The sequence below is a fragment of the Alphaproteobacteria bacterium genome (assembly GCA_040216735.1).
GTDB lineage: Bacteria > Pseudomonadota > Alphaproteobacteria > SHVP01 > SHVP01 > CALJDF01.
Genome location: JAVJOO010000002.1, coordinates 373310 through 391532, shown reverse-complemented (window position 1 = coordinate 391532; position 18223 = coordinate 373310). Strand labels below are relative to the sequence as shown.

General features: G+C 62.7%; 16 protein-coding genes. All 16 read right to left on the bottom strand.

The window, feature by feature from the left end:
• Window positions 1-74: 74 nt before the first annotated feature.
• A complete protein-coding gene (locus RID42_03030) occupies window positions 75-1754 on the bottom strand; it encodes an AIPR family protein (protein MEQ8246631.1) in 1680 nt (559 codons plus the stop codon).
• A 127-nt stretch (window positions 1755-1881) separates the two neighbouring features.
• Complete coding sequence (gene polA, locus RID42_03025) at window positions 1882-4698, bottom strand: DNA polymerase I (GenBank protein MEQ8246630.1); 2817 nt, start codon at window positions 4696-4698, stop codon at window positions 1882-1884.
• 84 nt (window positions 4699-4782) lie between these two features.
• Window positions 4783-6189, bottom strand: coding sequence for an FAD-dependent oxidoreductase (locus tag RID42_03020; protein MEQ8246629.1), 1407 nt, complete (start codon window positions 6187-6189; stop codon window positions 4783-4785).
• Window positions 6190-6252: 63 nt separating this feature from the next.
• On the bottom strand, window positions 6253-7017 hold the full coding sequence (locus RID42_03015) for an SDR family oxidoreductase (GenBank protein ID MEQ8246628.1): 765 nt from the start codon (window positions 7015-7017) through the stop codon (window positions 6253-6255).
• A gap of 79 nt (window positions 7018-7096) precedes the next feature.
• On the bottom strand, window positions 7097-8533 hold the full coding sequence (locus RID42_03010) for an FAD-dependent oxidoreductase (GenBank protein MEQ8246627.1): 1437 nt from the start codon (window positions 8531-8533) through the stop codon (window positions 7097-7099).
• Window positions 8534-8581: 48 nt separating this feature from the next.
• Window positions 8582-10024 (bottom strand): FAD-dependent oxidoreductase, encoded by a 1443-nt coding sequence (locus tag RID42_03005; GenBank protein MEQ8246626.1) that lies wholly within the window; start codon window positions 10022-10024, stop codon window positions 8582-8584.
• Between the two features lie 88 nt (window positions 10025-10112).
• Window positions 10113-10322 carry a hypothetical protein gene (locus RID42_03000; GenBank protein MEQ8246625.1) on the bottom strand — a complete coding sequence of 70 codons (210 nt, stop codon included), beginning with the start codon at window positions 10320-10322 and terminating at the stop codon, window positions 10113-10115.
• 126 nt (window positions 10323-10448) lie between these two features.
• Window positions 10449-11114, bottom strand: coding sequence for a flagellar motor protein MotB (locus RID42_02995; protein ID MEQ8246624.1), 666 nt, complete (start codon window positions 11112-11114; stop codon window positions 10449-10451).
• Between the two features lie 11 nt (window positions 11115-11125).
• Window positions 11126-11962, bottom strand: a complete 837-nt coding sequence (locus RID42_02990) for a MotA/TolQ/ExbB proton channel family protein (protein MEQ8246623.1) — start codon at window positions 11960-11962, stop codon at window positions 11126-11128.
• A 164-nt stretch (window positions 11963-12126) separates the two neighbouring features.
• The gene (ahcY, locus tag RID42_02985; protein ID MEQ8246622.1) at window positions 12127-13527 is read right to left on the bottom strand and encodes an adenosylhomocysteinase; all 1401 of its coding nucleotides are present in this window, start codon (window positions 13525-13527) and stop codon (window positions 12127-12129) included.
• A 126-nt stretch (window positions 13528-13653) separates the two neighbouring features.
• Complete coding sequence (locus RID42_02980) at window positions 13654-13941, bottom strand: HPr family phosphocarrier protein (GenBank protein ID MEQ8246621.1); 288 nt, start codon at window positions 13939-13941, stop codon at window positions 13654-13656.
• Between the two features lie 4 nt (window positions 13942-13945).
• The gene (locus tag RID42_02975) at window positions 13946-14335 is read right to left on the bottom strand and encodes a PTS fructose transporter subunit IIA (protein MEQ8246620.1); all 390 of its coding nucleotides are present in this window, start codon (window positions 14333-14335) and stop codon (window positions 13946-13948) included.
• A gap of 4 nt (window positions 14336-14339) precedes the next feature.
• On the bottom strand, window positions 14340-15257 hold the full coding sequence (gene rapZ / locus RID42_02970) for an RNase adapter RapZ (GenBank protein MEQ8246619.1): 918 nt from the start codon (window positions 15255-15257) through the stop codon (window positions 14340-14342).
• A complete protein-coding gene (locus RID42_02965; GenBank protein ID MEQ8246618.1) occupies window positions 15250-15708 on the bottom strand; it encodes an HPr kinase/phosphatase C-terminal domain-containing protein in 459 nt (152 codons plus the stop codon). Before RID42_02965 ends, rapZ begins: the two co-directional genes overlap by 8 nt.
• 24 nt (window positions 15709-15732) lie before the next feature.
• Window positions 15733-17424 (bottom strand): stimulus-sensing domain-containing protein, encoded by a 1692-nt coding sequence (locus RID42_02960; GenBank protein ID MEQ8246617.1) that lies wholly within the window; start codon window positions 17422-17424, stop codon window positions 15733-15735.
• 6 nt (window positions 17425-17430) lie between these two features.
• A complete protein-coding gene (locus RID42_02955) occupies window positions 17431-18135 on the bottom strand; it encodes a response regulator transcription factor (GenBank protein MEQ8246616.1) in 705 nt (234 codons plus the stop codon).
• Window positions 18136-18223 lie beyond the last annotated feature (88 nt).

Here is an 18223-nt window from a genome sequence, read left to right as displayed (position 1 = left end):
ACGGGAGGGGTGGGGGAGAAGAAATTTCAGATGCTCGCGTCTCAAGCAGCGCTATGCGAATGTTGGGCACGATTCTATAGGCGCGTTGCAAAGTCATCAAAGAGGTCCTGCTGATCGTTGCCGAGAATTTCTGCTCTCAGGATTTCTTTGGCCCTAATGCTCCTAAAGAAACGGTAGAAGGATTGAGATCGGTACTTGTTAGCTATTTCCCGCGTTCTGGAGATTGCTTCCTCAAGTTTCTCCTGGGCGCGAGCGAAATCATCTAAGGAAACGCCATCCCGTCTACATATTAAGCCAGCCACAAACAAAACATGAAAGAGACCCTCGACGATGAATTCATCTTCATGAGGTGTGTCGCTTGAGCGACCTCTCAAGCTCCTCTTCGTTTCGCTCTTCTTCTCTTCGAGTATCTTGCCAAGAACGGTGCTCGTGTAGATGCGTTCCGGCGTCATTAAGCTGTTAAATATCTTCTCGTACCACTCGCCAAAGACACGGTCCGATTGTGTCTTTGCCTTCTCTGGTTCCCCAACGAAATAGGCAATGTAAGTCTGAGCTGCTCTAAGGGCGTCGATTCTCTTGTCAGCCGGCTCCTTGCTGTATTGGCCCTTCTTTCGCTCATAGTAGAGCCCCATCGAACGAAGCCCCTCCTCCAAGCGTTTCTGAATTGGCTCATTTGAACGAAGGTCGCGACCCTTGATAGGTGTCTGGGTGTTGGTTGCAGCGGCGATCTTCAGCTTGATCTCGGGGTCTTCGGCTTCGTAAATCCTCACCAAGAGGTAGACCTTGTCCATCTTTCCTGGGTCGCGCTTCCAAGCCTCATACAGCGCGTTGGAGGTCTGACCGCCGTTGACGATCTGGAAATTACGAAGATGGACTATGGGACTCGCCAGTCCGGGGTTGTACTGGAACCGCTCACAGACGATTGTCACTCCATTGTTGAGGTACCAAAAATCGTTGGAACTTTCCAAAGCCGTGGCGTAGATGCTTCTGTTTACAGCGTTTGTGATCCCCAGAAACACACGAATGTTGTCGTTGAATGCGTCGAGGTTGATTTGGCCGAGTTCTCCCTCACGGCTGACTAAGCGAACAAGCTGTGTTGCCGTCGAAGTACCAACGAGGCCACGAAAGGCGCCATCTATTCGAGCAAAGCTCTGCTCCCCGAAAATCTGAAGATTGCCAGAAACAGTGCGCTCAGACTTGCGAACAAGCTCGTCGACGATCCTGGCAAGAGGGTATTCGTGGAACGAAATGAATGAGTACTTCCGGAACTTCTCTCTGCAACGCCTTTCCTCGGCCACAGCGAACTCTCGCTGGTTCGAACAAAAGTAGATATGGATTCTGAAGTCGGGCCTTGCGAAATGCTTCCAAAGGTACTGAACTTTGCTGAACAGTTCTGGGTGGCAGCTCGCTTGAAGGGCTTGCGTATTCTTTCCCAGCAAGTCCTCGACAAACGAACTAACTTTGTCGATCTCGTTACCTGGAAAGTTGCGTATTGACCTTTCTGGAACCCTCACATACTTGCAGTTAAAAAGATGAAGGACACACTGGCTGTCACGTTCATCTAGAAAGAACGCGTCAATTCCGCGATCACCAGACTGATCGGTTCGGCAATCTCCAGCTTCTTCAATAGTCAGGTCGAGGAGTTGATGGATCAGAAAGGCAGGAAGCGCGTCCTTTGCCTGCGTAAGGCCGAGTTCCTTTGCTTCGAGAACGAGTCGTCCATCTAGGATCGACCAATCGAGAGTATTCACCATACCGCAATTCTAACGACCGGCCGTTTCATTCCACAACTAAAGCGTGTCAGCTAACGAGTTCTCGCCTTCGAAATCGATTCGCTTGGTATTCGATTCGGTAAGATAGTAGCGCGTGCCAACGTTCTGGCTAGTGCGCCTCGTCCCAGTTTTGGCCGGTGCCGGCTTCGACGACCAGCGGTACCGTGAGGTGCACCGCGCTTGCGGCGTGTTCCATGACGTTCTTGACCAGCGCGCGGGTGTCGTCGGCTTGCGCCTCGGGGACTTCGAAGACCAGTTCGTCGTGGACTTGCAGGAGCATCTTGGCGTTGAGCTTCGCCTGGGCTAAGGCGCCTGGCAGGACGATCATCGCGCGTTTGATGATGTCGGCGGCGGCGCCTTGGAGGGGGGCGTTGATGGCTTGGCGTTCGGCGAAGGCGCGGTGGACGGGATTTTTCTCGGCGATGGCCGGGAGGTGGATGCGGCGGCCGAACAGGGTGGTGACGTAGCCCTGGGCGCGGCACAGCTCTTTTTGTTGGTCCATGTAGCCGCGGATGCCGGGGAAGCGTTCGAAATAGGCGGCGATGTAATCGCGCGCCTCGCCCTGCGGGATTTTGAGCTGGCGGGCGAGGCCGAAGGCGGAGATGCCGTAGATGATGCCGAAGTTGATCGCCTTGGCGCGACGGCGCACCGAGGGGTTCATCCCTTCGACGGGGACGCCGAACACCTCGGACGCGGTCATCGCGTGGATGTCGATGCCGTCCTTGAAGGCTTTGTCGAGCTGCGGGATGTCGGCCATGTGGGCGAGCAAACGCAATTCGATCTGCGAGTAGTCGGCCGATAGAAGGACATGGCCTTTGTCGGCGACGAAGGCCTGGCGGATCTTGCGGCCCTCTTCGGTGCGCACCGGGATGTTTTGCAGGTTGGGATCGTTCGACGACAGCCGGCCGGTGTTGGCCACCGCAATGTCGTAGGTGGTGTGGATGCGGCCGGTCTCGGGATTGATTTCGCCCGGCAGCTTGTCGGTATAGGTGTTCTTGAGTTTCGAGATTTGCCGCCAGTCGAGCACCCGCTCGGCGAGGTCGATGCCCTGTCCGGCGAGGTTCTCCAGGACGTCGGCGCCGGTGCCCCAGGCGCCGCCCTTGCCCTTTTTGCCGCCTTCCAGGCCCATGTCCTCGAACAGAATCTCGCCGAGTTGTTTGGGCGAGCCCACGTTGAAGTCACGGCCCGCGAGTTTGTGGATTTGTTTTTCGAGGTCGGCCAGGCGGCCCTCGAAATCCTTGGACATGGCGTGCAGGGTTTTCGGGTCGGCCTTGATGCCGGCGCGCTCCATCGCGGCCAACACCGGCACGATGGGGCGGTCGAGGGTCTCATACACCGCAACGACGCGGCTTGGCACGAGGCGCGGCTTGAGGACGCCGTGCAGGCGCAGCGCGGTGTCGGCCTCTTCGCCCGCGAACGCGGTGGCCTGGTCGAGCGCGACCGCGCCGAAGGTCACCGCGGCCTTGCCGGTGCCGAGCAGGGTTTTCATCTCGGTGACCGGGCGGTCCAAATACTCGGCGGCGATGCGCCCGAGGTCGTGCGCGTGCAGGCCGCCTTCGAGGTCGTAGGACAGGATCATCGTGTCGTCGACCGGGCCCAGCGCGATGCCGTACCGCCCCAGCGCAATGGCGGCGCGTTTGACGTCCTGGCCGATCTTGAGGACCGCGGCGTCCTCCAACAACGGTTTGAGCGCGGCCAGTACGGTGTCGCGTGGTAGGCCCGGGCCGTCCTCGCCGGGACCGTCGAGCAAATCGCGCTGGCGCTCGGTCGGGTTGCGCATCGGCACCCAGGCGGCCGTGCCCGGATCGACCGCAAGGCCGATGCCGACCAACGGATCGCGCACCGGATGACCCGCCGCGGTGTGGGTGACGATCGCCACGCGGCCGCGGGCGCGGGCATGGTCGATCCATTGGTGCAGCGCGGCCTCGTCGGTGAGGGCGGTGGTGACGGTTTTGTCGGGGGCGACCGCGGCCGCAGGCGGCGGCGGCGCGGTCTCGCCGTCGACCCCGAACTTGACCCGGACGCGCTTGGCGATGGCGGTGAATTCCATGTCGTCGAGGAACGCGAGCAACGCATCGACATCGGGCGTCTTGAAGGTGAAGTCGTCGAGCGCGTGATCGACCGCGCAGTCCTCGCGCAGGGTGACGAGATCGCGCGACAGACGGGCCTGGTCGGCAAACTCAATCAGGCTTTCGCGGCGTTTGTTCTGTTTGATCTCGCCGGCACGCGCCAGCAGCGTATCGAGATCGCCGTATTCGTTGATGAGGAGCGCCGCGGTCTTGATGCCGATGCCTGGCACGCCCGGCACGTTGTCGACCGAATCGCCCGCGAGCGACTGCACATCGATCACCCGGTCGGGCCCGACGCCGAATTTCTCCTGGACTTCGTCGGGGCCGATGGGGCGCGACTTCATCGGATCGAACATGGTGACGTGGCCGCCGACGAGTTGCATCAGGTCTTTGTCGGACGACACGATGACGACCTCGTCGCCGTGTTCGCGCGCGACCCGAACGTAGGTCGCGATGATGTCGTCGGCCTCGAACCCGGCTTCCTCGACCACGGGCACGTTGAAGGCGCGCGTCGCCTCGCGGATATAGGCGAATTGGGGGGCGAGGTCTTCGGGGGTTTCGGCGCGGTTGGCCTTGTACTGGTCGTAGATGTCGTTGCGGAAGGATTCGGCACCCTTGTCGAAGATCACCGCGATGTGGGTGCCCTCGCCGGTGACGAAATGGTCCTCCAACAATTTGTTGAGCATGTTGGCGAAGCCCACGACGGCGCCCACCGGCAGCTTGTCGCGCTTGCGCGTGAGCGGTGGCAGCGCGTGGTAGGCGCGGAAGATGTAGCCCGAGCCGTCGATCAGGTAGACGCGGCGGCGGTTGGCGGGATCGGATTTTTTGGCAGGTTTTTGGGCGGCGGTGGGGGACATGGCCGCATGATGCCACGCGCGCGCCGCGCGCGGCACCCGCGCGCGGCGGTTATCCACAGTTAGATTTGCCCGGGCGGGTGCGCTTCAGGCGGCTGCGAGGCGCTCGCCTAGAATCCGTCCGAACGTCACGGTCGGGCCCACGCCCATGCCCGAGATATAGGCGTTGCCCATCAACCGGGTGTTGCCGATCATTTCGCCGGCGGCAAATAGGTTCGCGACCGCGCGGCCCTCGGTGTCACGCGCGCGCAAGGTGTCGTCGACCGCGACCCCGGCCGGGCTCGGCATCGCGAAGGCGACCGACTGGATCGCGTAGTAGGGCGGGGTATCGATCGCGCGCGGCAAACTCTCGCGCCCGAAGGCGCGGTCCTCGCCCATCGCGACCACTTCGTTGTAGTGGCCGATGGTGTTGGCGAGGCGGTCGGCGGGGACGCCGATTTGGCTGGCCAGCGCCTCGATCGTGTCGCCCCGCGCGTAGGCCGGGTTGCTGGCGATCAGTTGTTTCAGCGCGGCGTCCTTGGCCATCGTGATCGGCGGCGCGTTCTGGCGGACGCCTTCGTCGAACACGATGAAAAACGTCAGCCCGTCCTGGGCGTTGACGGCATGCTCGCGCCGCGTCGCGCTCGGGTGGTCCTCGCGGGTGAAGCGTTCGCCCGACCGGTTGACCCAAATCTCCCAGGGCGGCCGGTCCTGCGGCACGGTGTTGAGCGCGAAGGTCACCGAGAGCGGGTCGTTGGGATCGGCCAGCACGCCGCCCAACATGCCCATATAGAGGTCGCCGCCGTCGATGCGCAGACCGGCGGCCTGCGCCACGCGCAGCGCCTTGCCGGTCGAGATCGGGATTTTGGCGGCATAGACCGGCTTCTTCGGCGTCAACGCGCGGAACAATTCGGGGTCGTTGGTGTAGCCGCCGGCGCACAGCACATAGGCGTCGGCCTTCAGCGTGGTATCGGCTTTACCGCGGTCGCGCACTGTCATGGCGGTCACGGCGCCGTCGCCCCCGCGCGCGATGCCGGTCAGCTCGGTACGCAAACGCAGATCGATGCGACCTGCCGCAATATGCGCGTCCAAGAGCGGGCGCAACGCGTCCAGAATCGATTGGCCCTTCTTTACCGGCCACTGATAGCGCCGCGTGCGATAGACGTCGTGGTTGTAGCTGATCACCGGATGATCGGGCGGGAACGGCACGCCGATGTCTTGCAGCCAATCGACGGTTGCGGCGGCATGGTCGACCGCGACGCGCACGATGGCGGGATCGGCGGTGTCGTGGGAAATGCGCATGACGTCGGTGAAATGTTCTTGGGGCGTATCGGCGATGCCCTTGGCCTGTTGCAGGCGGGTGCCCGCGGCCGAGATTTGCCCCGACGAGCGCGGCAGCTTGCCACCGACATCGTCGGCGGCCTCGATCAGCGTGACGTGCGCGCCCCCGTCGGCGGCGCGGATCGCGCACGGCAGGCCGGCCATGCCGGCGCCGATAATCAGAATCTCATTCATGTGATGTTGCCCCGGTTCGCGTCGTCGTCTTGGTACCGGTGCAGTACGGCAAGACTGTGGCGCTCAGATGCCGACGATGGTGTGGCCGCCGTTGGGGCTGATGGTCTGCCCCGAAATGAAGTCGCTTTCGGGGCCCGCCAGGAACGCGACCACGCCCGCCACTTCGTCGGGTAAGGCCAGGCGTCCGAACGGCGCGGCCTTGGCCTCGGCTTGCAAGAAGGCGTCGCCGACGCTGGCGCGGGTCAGCTCGCTTTCCATCAAGCTCGGCGCCACCGCGTTGACCCGGATGCCGAAGGGCGCGAGTTCGCGCGCCCACGACTTGGTCAGGCCCAGCAATGCCGACTTCGCCGCCGTGTAGTGCGATGCGGAGGGGCTGCCGTAGAGGCAAAATTCCGAGGCGACGTTGACGATCTTGCCGTAACCCTTCGTCTTCATCGCCGGCACCACGGCTTGGGTGATGAAGAACGAGCCCTTCACATGCACATTCATCATGCGCTCGAAGAAGTCTTGGTCGATTTCTTCCAGCGGTGTCGATAGCCCGCTGATCCCGGCGTGGTTGACCAGGATGTCGATGCCGCCGGTCGACGAGATTGCTTCGGTCAGGCGCAGTAGAAAGTCGTCGAGTTGGGTGATGTCTCCCGCCATCGCCTCCGCCGAGCCACCATGGCCATGGATGTCGGCGACCACCGCCGCGGCGTGGTCTTCGCGCAGGTCCTGGACGATGACGTGGGCGCCCTTGGCCGCGAGCGCGCGGCAGTGGGCGCTGCCCATGGCCGGGCCGCCGCCACCGGTGACCAACGCCGTTTTCCCGTCGAGGGGTTTGCCCATGTCATCGCTCGTATCGTTTGGGACTAAAACGACTGTGGCCGGGCGAACCCCGGCCACAGGTTCAAGAGGACGATCGCGTTTATTCCGCAGCCGCCCGGGCGCCTTCCCAGTTCAGCAGGCTTTCCCCCAGCAACCGCCCGAAGGTCAACGCCGGCATCAGCGACATGCCGTTGACGAAGGCGCGGCCCGACAGGCGACCGAAGCCCAGCACTTCGCCTGCGGCATAGAGGTTGGGGATCGGTTTGCCGTCGGCCTTCAGGACCCGCAAGGTGCCGTCGGTCTTCAGCCCGGCCGGGCTGACTACGGTGATCCCGCCGGCGTGGATGGCGTAGAACGGACCTTTCTCGATCTTGCGGAACATGCGGATGCGTCCGAGCTCCTTGTCCGTGCCGCTGTCGACGGCGGCGTTGTAGGCCTTGACCGTCGCCTCCAGGTTGGCAGCGTTGACGCCCATCTGTTGGGCCAGCCCGCCCAAGGTATCGGCTTTGCTGTAGTGCGGATGGTTGCCGAACTTCTCGTGCAGCTTGGGGTCGAGCGGATTGAGCGCCGGTGCGTTTTGGCGAATGCCGTCGTCGAACACGATGAACATTTGCTGGTTCTTTTGCGCCAATAGAGCGTGCTCGCGGTGATCGACACTGGGGTGATCCTCGCGCACGAACCGCTTGCCGTCGGTGTTGACGTAAATCTCCCAAGGCTCGCGGACCTGCGGCGAGAACTGCATCCCAAGCGCCGTCGAGTAGGGGTCTTTGGGATCGTTCAACACACCGGCGAAAGTGCATAGGAACGTGTCCGCGCCGTCGACATGGGCGCCGATCTTGCGCGCCGCGATCAAGCCGTCGCCGCGCGAGTAGTCGTTGGTGTAGGCGCGCAGCGGGATGTCCGGCGTCATTTCCTTCCACAGCTCGGCGTTGTGGGCGTAGCCGCCGGTGGTGACGACGATGTTGCGGCCGTGCAGGGTTTCGCTCTTGCCGCCCGCCGTTTCGACCGTGACGCCGACGGCGGCGCCCGCCGCATCGGTCACGATCCCGGTCATCCGGGTATTCAAGCGCAGATCGATCTTGCCGCCCGCGACGAGTTTGTCGTGGACCGGTTTGAGCACGTCGTGGATTGCGACGGCAGCGGTTTCGGCCCAGTAATAGCGCTTGGTCAAATAGGGTTCGTGCGCGCCACCGGCCACCGGCATGTGGGGAAAGGGCTCATAGCCCAAGGACTCCAGCCAGTCGTAGGTCGCGCCGGCGTTGTCGGTCGCGAGCTTGCCCAGGGTCGGGTCGATGGTCCCTTCGGCAATACGCTGGGCGTCGTCGTAATGGTCCTTCGCGCTATCCTCGATGCCGAGCTTTTTCTGCCGTTTGGTGCCGGCCGCGCTGATTTGGCCCGACGACAGGAAAAGAGTGCCGCCGATCTTGTCGGCAGCCTCGACCTGCAACACCCGGGCACCGCGCTCGGCGGCGCGAATGGCCGCCGGCAAACCGGCGCTTCCCGCGCCGACGACAATAACGTCCCACTGATCGGACATGGTGATCTCCTCCCTTTCAGGCGGCCCCTTTCGGGCCGCGTGTTGATGTTATTCGGCGGCCTGGGCCGCGCGGTCCCCCCAAGTCAGGAGGTGTTGGCCGAGCAAGCGACCGAAGGTCATTGCCGGGGTCGCCATCATGCCGCCGCAAAACGAATCGCCCATGGTTTGCCCCGACCCGAGCAGTTCGCCCGCGGCATAGAGATTGGCGATCGGTTTGTTGTGCCGGTCGATCACCCGCAAGTTCCCGTCAACCGCCAGGCCGACGGTGCTCGAAATCGAGGTGCCCTGCACCCGGACTGCGTAGAACGGTGCCTTGGCTATGGGGAGCGGGCGATGTTCGCGGCCCATCGGATCGGGTGTGCCGTTTTCGACTCCGGCATTGTAGGCCGCGACCGATGCGGCAAGGCCCTTGGCGTCGATCCCGGCGGCCGCCGCGAGAGCGTCCAGCGAATCGGCTTTGGCGAACATCGGATGGGTGCCGAAGAAAGCCATCTCCCGGTCCTTGGTCGTGTCGGCAAATTGCGGCGGTGAAGCTTTGGCGATCGCGTCGTCGTACACGACCCAGCGGCGCAGGTCGGGTTGTTTGACAAGGGCGTGTTCGCGCACGTCGACGCTGTCGACGTCTTCTTTGACGAACCGCTCGCCGCGCACGTTGACGTGGATTTCCCACGGCGCGCGCACGTCGGGATGATGGATCGGGCGCGCCGTGAGCTTGGCCGGGATCGTGTCGGCCTCCAATACGGCGCCATAGCCACACAGGTAATACTCGTGGCCGCGGAGCCAGCCCCCGACCGACTCGCCCAGGCGTAACCCAGCACCTTGCGAATGGGGGTAGGCGCCTTCGAAATATTGCGGGACGCCGTTCAGTTTCTCGAACATTTCGTTGCTCGACGAATACCCGCCGCAGGCCAACACGACATTGTGCCCGTGGATGGTTTCGTCGCCGCCCGGCCCCTTGGTCTTGACGCCGACGACCGCCCCTTCCGGGCCGGTCACCAGCGCGGTGACTTCGGTCGATAGCTTCAGGGTGACGCGGCCCGTGTCGATCTGCTTTTGCAGCGGTCGGCGCAGCGTTTGAAGAATAGTCAAACCGCCGTCGATTCCCCAGTAGTAGCGCCGCTCGCTGTAGGGTTCGTGGGCCTTGCCCGGCACCGGGTGCTCGTCGAGGGGCACGAACCCGTTGTCCTGCAACCAATCGAAGGTCTCGGCGGCGTTGTCGACAGCGAGCCGCACCAAGGTTTTGTCGGCGGTGTTCTTGCTGATCCGCATGACGTCGTCGTAGTGCGCGTCGGTCGAATCGGTGACGCCCTTCGCCGCCTGCAGCCGTGTCCCGGCGGCGCTGAGCTGGCCGGTCGACAGATGGAGCGTCCCGCCGACATCGGCTGCGGCATCGACGACGAGGACACGCGCGCCACGCTCGGCGGCAAAGGTTGCAGCTGGCATCCCTGCCGTGCCGCCGCCAACAACGATCACATCCCACTGCTGAGTCATCTTCCGCCTCCCCGATTTGTCGTCTTTGGCGGGCATCATAGCCCAGATTGGCCGCCCCCCGTCACGCCTTCGATGGGGCGGTGATGTCCTATCTAGGAAGGACAGGACCGATGGGGCGCGCCGATTCCGCGCCCTCATCGGCGGCGAGGCGGGCCATCACGCGGTTGAGCTCCTGTTTGAAGGTCGGCGCGACCCCAAGACCGAAGCGTGCGACGAGGTCGGCATGCGCTTGCAGCAGCGACCCGGCATCGCGGGCGATCTCAAGGGGCGGGTCGACCGGCGGGACCGGCAACAACATGGGCAGAGGCCTCCCAAGGCCTTATCAATGGACAAACACGCGCGGCCCTCTTTCTTGGGGCCCTTTGGCGGTTATGGCCGGTCCTTCGGACCGGTGGCTCTTTCTGAGGGAGGTTGGGCGCCGCTTCTAGCGCTCGATTTTCACCACGACGCGGCGGTTAGCTTCCCGGTTTTCGGGAATGGGCTCGCCGGTGCTGCGATTGACCAGCGGGGCGTTGCGTGGCCATTCGGTGTCGGCCAGGCCGACCGCACGGAACCGCTTAGGGTCGAGGTTACGCGACAGGAAATACCGCACCACGGCGGCGGCGCGGGCCGACGACAGTTCCCAGTTCGACGGGAACGTCGCGGTATTGATGGGCACATCGTCGGTGTGCCCTTCGACGATCACGTTGTAGTTTGTATTACCGAACAGCGTGAGGTTCTGGGCGACGCGGTCGAGCAGCGGAAACGCTTCGGGCAGAATCTCCGCCGAGCCGGGAGCGAACATCTTGCCGCTCTGAAATTGGAACGTCAGGCCGCGCGAGGTGGTGTCGACCTGAGCTTGCTCGCCGGACTCGGCCGCCACCGAGTTCAGATCCTTGCGCAAATCCGCGAAGGGGCTTTGGACCTCCTGCCGCGACAGCGTCTCGACCATGCCCTTGGTCACTTCCTCGAATTTGGCCGTGTTGGGCTCGGAGATCGAGAACATGATGACGAAGAAGGCCATCAATAGGGTGATGGCGTCGGCATAAGTTATTAGCCAGTCGTCTTCGCTGGCGTCGGATTGTTTGATCGGTGGCGGGGCGGCGGCCATGGGGATTGCTTCTACGCGGCCTTGCGCTGTTGTTGTTTGCGCTGGCCGCCCGATGCGCCGCCCTTCTTGTCGATCGAATAGTGGATCTCAGGATCGAGGTAGCTGTTCATGCGGTCCTGGATGTAGCGCGGACTGCGGTGCTCGGCGAGCATCGCGAAGCCTTCGGTAACCAAGAAGTTGCGGAACCGCAGGATGCCCGCCTTCTGTTCGACTTTGCTTGCGGCGGGCGAGAAAACCAGACGCTGCATGATCACGCCGTAGAGCGTGGTGATCAGCGCCAGCGCCAACCCAGGCCCCAGCCCTTCGGGGTCGGACACCAGCTTTTGCAAGATGATGATCAATCCGATCAACGTCCCGATCATCCCAAAGGCCGGCGAAACCGATGCAAGGGTCTTCAGGATATTCGCACTAACCAGCTTGCGCTGCATCGTACCGTCGGCGGCGGCGGCCAACATGCCGCGCACTTCGTCGCCCGAATATCCGGTGATGACCAGTTCGACGCCGTAGTTGAGGAAGTGGTCTTGCTGCTTGGCCGATTTGATTTCGCGCTCTAGCGCCAAGATGCCGTGTTTTTTGACGAGGTAGCCCCAGCGGATGATCTTGCCGGTCTCGACGGTCAGCATCGCCCGGTTGATCTTCTCCTTCACCAGGAGCTGGCCGATTTCCTTGATCGACAGGATCACATAGCGGGCTTGATAGCCGATGAAGCCGGCGGCCAAGGTTCCGCCGATCACGATCATGGCGCTGGGCAAGCTGAGAAAGGCCGTTGCGCTGCCGCCGGAGAGGACGATAGCGCCCGCGACCAATCCGAGGCCGAACAGCAGGCCGATGATTGTTGGTATCGACATTAGCGAACCCCCGACATCTTCGTCTTTCGCCGTTAAACGAGGGTCGAACTATAGCGCAACAACCCGTTGCGCTGGAACGTTTTTATGCCACGGCGTGGGCCGAAACCCGCGGAATCCGGTGCGTATGACCGGATTCCGGAGGCTCCATTGGTTAACGGCGCGCGCTAATAGCGGTAGTGCTCGGGCTTGAACGGACCCTTCGGCGCAAGGTTCAGGTACTTGGACTGCTTGTCGTTGAGCACGGTGAGCTGGGCGCCAAGCTTCGTCAGATGTAGGGCCGCAACCTTTTCGTCCAAGGCTTTCGACAGAACGTAGACTTTGTTCTGGTAGTCGCCGGTGTTGTTCCACAACTCGATCTGCGCCAGCACTTGGTTGGTGAACGACGCGCTCATCACGAAGCTCGGATGACCCATGGCGTTGCCGAGGTTCACCAAACGGCCCTTCGAGAGGATGATCAACTTCTTGCCGTCGGGGAACTCGACCTCGTCGACCTGCGGTTTGATTTCATCCCACTTGAAGTTGTTCAGGGCGCTGATCTGAATTTCGGAATCGAAGTGACCGATGTTGCAGACAATGGCGCGGTCCTTCATTTCCCGCATGTGATCGAGCGTGATCACGTCCAGATTGCCGGTGGCCGTCACGAAGATGTCGCCGCGCGGCGCCGCACCTTCCATGGTGACGACTTCGAAGCCCTCCATGGCCGCTTGGAGCGCGCAGATCGGATCGATTTCGGTGACCAGAACGCGGCAGCCGGCGTTGCGCAACGACTGGGCCGACCCCTTACCGACGTCGCCGTACCCGGCAACGACGGCGATCTTGCCGGCCATCATCACGTCGGTGCCGCGGCGGATGCCGTCGACGAGGCTCTCGCGGCAACCATAAAGGTTGTCGAACTTCGACTTGGTCACCGAATCGTTGACGTTGATGGCGGGGAACAACAGCGTGCCCTTCTTCTCCATCTCGTAGAGGCGGTGGACGCCGGTCGTGGTTTCTTCGGTGACCCCGCGGATTGCGTCGCCGAGCGTGGTGTACCAGCCCGGCTTTTCGGTCAGGCGGCGTTTGATCGACGCGAAGAGAACCTCTTCTTCTTCGTTGGACGGGTTGTCGAGGACCGAGGCGTCCTTCTCCGCTTCGCGCCCGAGATGAACGAGGATGGTGGCGTCGCCGCCGTCGTCCAGAATCATGTTCGGCGCGCCGCCGTCGGACCATTCGAAGATATTGTGGACGTATTCCCAGTATTCTTCGAGCGTCTCGCCCTTCTCGGCAAAGACCGGAATGCCGCTGGCTGCAATCGCCGCCGCCGCGTGGTCTTGGGTCGAATAGATATTGCACGACGACCACCGGACGTCAGCGCCCAGCGCAACTAGGGTCTCGATCAACACGCCGGTTTGGACGGTCATGTGGATGCAGCCCGCGATCCGCGCGCCCTTGAGCGGCTGGCTCGGGCCGTATTCGTCGCGGACGGCCATGAGGCCCGGCATCTCGATTTCGGCGATCGTCAGTTCCTTACGGCCCCAGGCGGCAAGGGACATGTCTTTAACTTTGTAGTCGGTGAATTCTGTCATTTCGGCTCCGGCGCGGCGGCCCGTCCGTGGGGGACTCCACGGCCACAGGGCGTTTCTTCGGGAAGAGTGAGCGCGCTACATAGCAGGAAGGCCGGAAGAAATAAAGATATCTTTATATCGTAATCTTTATTTGGCCTCATCGAAGCGGTTTTGGACCAATGCTGCGACTGCGGCGATCGCTTCTGGGGCGTCGTGGCCTTTGGCGGCGAGGGTTATCGATGATCCGAGGCCGGCGACCAAGAGAAGTAAGCCCATGATCGAGCGGGCCGGGACCGTGTGGTCGTCCTTGGAAACGGTTATGTCGGCATCGAATTGGCCGGCAACCGTGACAAGGCGGGCGGCAGCCCGCGCATGCAAGCCGCGTTCGTTGACGATCTCTACTGCTTGGACGAGCCAGCCTTCGGTATCGGGCATCGGCCTACGGGGCACCGACGCGTTTGATGTGCGTGCGTCCGGTTTGTTCGACGGCGGCGGCGACGCCGGCAACGTCGCCGCCCGCCCGAGTGGTTAGCAGCTTGAGAAGCATCGGGAGGTTGAGCCCGGCGATCACTTCGACGTTCGGGCTTTTCATTTCGGCGACGGCCAAGTTGCAGGGTGTCCCGCCCATCATGTCGGCCACGATGATGACACCGCTGCCGCGATCGACCTGGGTCACGGCGTCATGGATCCGGTTGCCGCACTCGCCCACTTCGCTGTTCCAGTCGAGACAAACTGTGGCGATATTTTCCTGGGGTCCGACAACGTGCTCGGCCGCCGTCACGAACTCTCGGCTGAGCGCGCCTTGCGAAACGACGACCACGCCAATCATCGACTCACGCGCCGGTCCGATCGACGTCGCGGTGACGCAGATTGATCGCGTGACCGCCGGTTTCTAGACGGGCCGCAAGTTGTTCGGCGATATAGACCGATCGATGTTGGCCGCCGGTGCATCCAACTGCGACCGTCAGGTAGGTTTTGCCTTCGCGGGCGTAACGCGGCAACAAATCGACCAACAGGTTTCCCACCGTCCCTAGAAATCCCGCGGCCGCGGGATCGGCTTCGATATAGGCGGCGACGTCGCTGTCCATTCCAGATTTTGGCCTTAGTTCCTCGACGTAATGGGGATTACGCAGGAATCGGACATCGAACACAAGATCGGCTTCGCGCGGCAACCCTTTGCGGAACGAAAACGAGACGACCGTGGCGGTGAGGACCGGACTCTCGGCCAGTTGGAAGTGACCGGACAGAACCTCGCGCAGGTCGCCCGCAATCATCGCGGAGGTGTCGACGACGAGATCGGCGTGCTGTCGTAGGCCGCCGATCATGTCGCGCTCCATGCGAATGCCATCGAGAACCGGGCGGTCCTCGGCGAGCGGGTGACGCCGCCGGGTCTCGGTGTACCGGCGCGACAGCACCTCGTCGTCGCAATCCATAAATAGAAGAGAGACGTGCATGTCCGCCCGTTCGCGCAGCGGCGCGATCCGTTCGACAAAGTGTTCGACATCGAAGTCGCGGGTCCGGATATCGATGCCGGCGGCGATTGCGCCGTGGCGCGTCAGCAGAGTCGCCGGATCGGCGGCGAGGAAACCGATCAGCAGATTAAGCGGGATGTTGTCCATGGCCTCATAGCCCGCGTCTTCAAGCAGCTTGAGCGCCGTGGACCTCCCGGCACCGGAAATACCGGTGACGAGGAGAACCCGCAGCTTAGGCGGGGGTTCCTCCGCGGATGTCGTGGCGGGGCGGTCAAGCATCGTTGAGGGCTTGGGCGTTGCGTCCGGCCGCACGCCAGGCGTGCAACGCCAGCCGGATTTTGGCCGGCGAAGACGCTTCGAAGGGGGCAACGGCGATCAGGGGAACGTCGATGGACTCAAGACGGCAGGAGGTGCGGTTCGGCAGACGGGCGACATCCGCACTGGGGCCTAGATCGGCCACTAGAACGACCCGCGCGCGCGGCGAAACGCGTTCATCCGCAAGGTCGAAAATGCCGATGCCGCGCACCTCGATTTTGCCGGAAAGTTGCACTGGGGCCGACGCGATGAGTTCCCCCCGGACCGCGGTCAATTGAACTTGGTCGTCGGCCACGAGTTTCGCACCTTCGTCGATGAGTCGCAGTGCCAGATCGGATTTTCCCGCCGCCGAGGGCCCGCGTAGGAGAACGGCGCCGCCGCCGACTTCGACACATGTTGCATGGACGACAATCATGGCGCCGGGAGCCTGCGCTTGGCGTTAGGTCGAGTCAACGCCCGGATCCAGCGCTGGAAGCACGATCGTGACGCGCGCACCGCACGTTACGCCTTGGTCGTCGACGCGGTTGGTCGCCGCGATCGTACCGCGATGGGCGTCGACGATCTGCCGCGAAATGCTTAGGCCCAGGCCCGAGTGGGTGCCGAATGCTTCGCCATCGGGTCGCTGGGAATAAAAACGTTCGAAAACCCGGTCGATGTTTTCGGTGGGAAATCCCGGGCCATCGTCTTCGCAGGCGATTTCTACGGTCTTACCGGTCCGGTATAGGGATAACGCGATCGTCGAGCCTGGGGGACTAAACGATCGCGCATTGCCGACGATGTTGCGCATGACCTGTCCAAGCCGGTCCTCGATCCCAAGTACAAAGAAGGGGCCGTCCCCGGCGATCTGTAGCTGAAACCCGATGTCGCCAGCCTTTCCCGTAGCCTGGTGCACCTCGACGATGGTTTCCAACAAGCGCCGCAAATTAACGGGTGCCATCTGGGTTCGGGATAATTCGGCGTCGAGCCGCGAGGCGTCCGAGATGTCGCTCAGCAATCGGTCGATCCGGCCGACGTCGTCGCGCACGATATCGAGGAGCTGTTGCCGCTGGGCGTCGTCGCGGGCCTTGTCCAACGCCTCCACGGCGCTCCGTAGACTGGTCAACGGATTCTTGATCTCGTGGGCCACATCGGCGGCAAAGGATTCGATGGCATCGAGGCGCTTGTAGAGCGTCGATGTCATATCGCGCAATGCCCCGGACAGCTCGCCGATCTCATCCAAACGGTAGGTGAAATCGGGAATCTCAGTCTCCCGGCCGGGGCCGCCGCGCACGCGTTCCGCGGCGGCGGCAAGGCGTTTCACGGGACGGGCGATGGTTCCGGCGAGGTACAGCGACAGAAGGACGGTGATCGCGAACGCGATGCCGGAAACTTGCAAGATCGCGAGCCGGAACTCTCTAACCCGGGCATCGACGTCGGCGGTGTCCGCGGTCAACATCAAAACCCCGAGAACCCGCTTGAACGACTGGATGGGTAATGCGACGGACAGGATGACCTCGCCGTTCCTTGCCCGTTGCGCCGAACCGAACTCGCCCGCCAGGGCGCCGATCACCTCAGGGTAGTCGTGCCCAGCCTGATCGCTTCGCTCGATATACGCCGGCAGTCGAGGCCCGCCGGTGATCGTTCGCCACAGATCGCCGGTGGCGTCGTAGGTTTTTTCGGCAAAGGACAGGTCGGCGACAGGCGGTAGAATCTCGAACTCTACCTCGCGTCCGGCTTCGAGAAGGCTGCGGCTGTCGGCAATCAATGCGCCGTCCGGATCGAAGACGCGGGCGCGCTCGTCGGTCGGTTCGATGAGCCGGCGCAGAAGTTGCCGCGTGGCCGTGGGGTCTATCGAGGGGCCCAGCGATTGGGGCTCCAACGCGGATTCGCCCAATGCGCCGGCGATAATCTCGCCTTCGGTCCGCAGACCTTGGATTTTTGCCTCAACCAAACCGTCGCGGAATTCGTCGACATAGAAAAGACCGAATACCAGGAGCATCAGGGCGAGCAGGTTGAGGGTCAGGATCCGTGCAGTGATCGAACCCAACCGGCGCCGCGCGCCCTTGACCGACCGGTACCCGACAGCGCGGCGGTTTGTCACGAACGCGAGACCGCCCCGGCGCTGCCGGGGTTCCGGTTGGCGTACCCTCATGCGGCGCTATCTCTCGCGAAACCGGTAACCCAGACCGTAGAGGGTCTCGATCGAATCGAACTCGGCGTCGACCTCGCGGAACTTTTTGCGCAGTCGCTTGATGTGGCTATCGATGGTCCGGTCGTCGACATAGATCTGGTCGTCGTAAGCGACGTCCATGAGCTGGTCGCGGCTTTTGACATGGCCGGGGCGGTTCGCCAGCGCCTGGAGAATGAGAAATTCGGTCACGGTGAGGCGAACCTCTTGACCGCGCCAGGTGCAGGCGTGGCGCGCGGGATCCATGGTCAGCGACCCGCGGGCGATCAAATTGCCTGCGCCGGTCTCGGCGTCCCCCTTTTGCGGGACCGGCTCGGCCCGGCGCAGAACCGCCCGGACGCGCTCCAGCAACAGGCGCTGGGAAAACGGTTTGCGAATGTAATCGTCCGCGCCCATCTTGAGGCCGAGCACTTCGTCGATCTCGTCGTCCTTCGAGGTCAAGAAAATCGCCGGCGTTGCGCTGGTCCGCCGCAGCCGGCTGAGAAGTTCGTGGCCGTCCATGCGCGGCATCTTGATATCGAGAATTACCAAATCGACCGGTTTCTTGTTGAGGCCGTCGAGGGCCTCTTGACCGTCGGCATAGGTATCGACGGCAAAGCCCTCCGCCGCGAGGGCGATGGACACCGACGTCAAAATGTTTCGGTCGTCGTCGACGAGTGCGATTGTCGCGGCCACGCGCGTCCCCGGCCCAATGAGAGAAAGCCTCTCTGTGTGACCGAATCTAGGCATTAGTAGGGCGAATTACTATGAAAGCATCCCACCC

Bases quoted from the DNA above. Each gene is read 5' to 3' on its own strand.
- RID42_03020 (MEQ8246629.1), bottom strand. From the start codon at position 6,189: ATGAATGAGATTCTGATTATCGGCGCCGGCATGGCCGGCCTGCCGTGC.
- rapZ (MEQ8246619.1), bottom strand. From the start codon at position 15,257: ATGCTTGACCGCCCCGCCACGACATCCGCGGAGGAACCCCCGCCTAAG.
- RID42_02975 (MEQ8246620.1), bottom strand. From the start codon at position 14,335: ATGATTGGCGTGGTCGTCGTTTCGCAAGGCGCGCTCAGCCGAGAGTTC.
- RID42_02990 (MEQ8246623.1), bottom strand. From the start codon at position 11,962: ATGTCGATACCAACAATCATCGGCCTGCTGTTCGGCCTCGGATTGGTC.
- RID42_02995 (MEQ8246624.1), bottom strand. From the start codon at position 11,114: ATGGCCGCCGCCCCGCCACCGATCAAACAATCCGACGCCAGCGAAGAC.
- RID42_02960 (MEQ8246617.1), bottom strand. From the start codon at position 17,424: ATGAGGGTACGCCAACCGGAACCCCGGCAGCGCCGGGGCGGTCTCGCG.
- RID42_03010 (MEQ8246627.1), bottom strand. From the start codon at position 8,533: ATGTCCGATCAGTGGGACGTTATTGTCGTCGGCGCGGGAAGCGCCGGT.
- RID42_03005 (MEQ8246626.1), bottom strand. From the start codon at position 10,024: ATGACTCAGCAGTGGGATGTGATCGTTGTTGGCGGCGGCACGGCAGGG.
- RID42_02965 (MEQ8246618.1), bottom strand. From the start codon at position 15,708: ATGATTGTCGTCCATGCAACATGTGTCGAAGTCGGCGGCGGCGCCGTT.
- polA (MEQ8246630.1), bottom strand. From the start codon at position 4,698: ATGTCCCCCACCGCCGCCCAAAAACCTGCCAAAAAATCCGATCCCGCC.
- RID42_03000 (MEQ8246625.1), bottom strand. From the start codon at position 10,322: ATGTTGTTGCCGGTCCCGCCGGTCGACCCGCCCCTTGAGATCGCCCGC.
- ahcY (MEQ8246622.1), bottom strand. From the start codon at position 13,527: ATGACAGAATTCACCGACTACAAAGTTAAAGACATGTCCCTTGCCGCC.
- RID42_02980 (MEQ8246621.1), bottom strand. From the start codon at position 13,941: ATGCCCGATACCGAAGGCTGGCTCGTCCAAGCAGTAGAGATCGTCAAC.
- RID42_03015 (MEQ8246628.1), bottom strand. From the start codon at position 7,017: ATGGGCAAACCCCTCGACGGGAAAACGGCGTTGGTCACCGGTGGCGGC.
- RID42_03030 (MEQ8246631.1), bottom strand. From the start codon at position 1,754: ATGGTGAATACTCTCGATTGGTCGATCCTAGATGGACGACTCGTTCTC.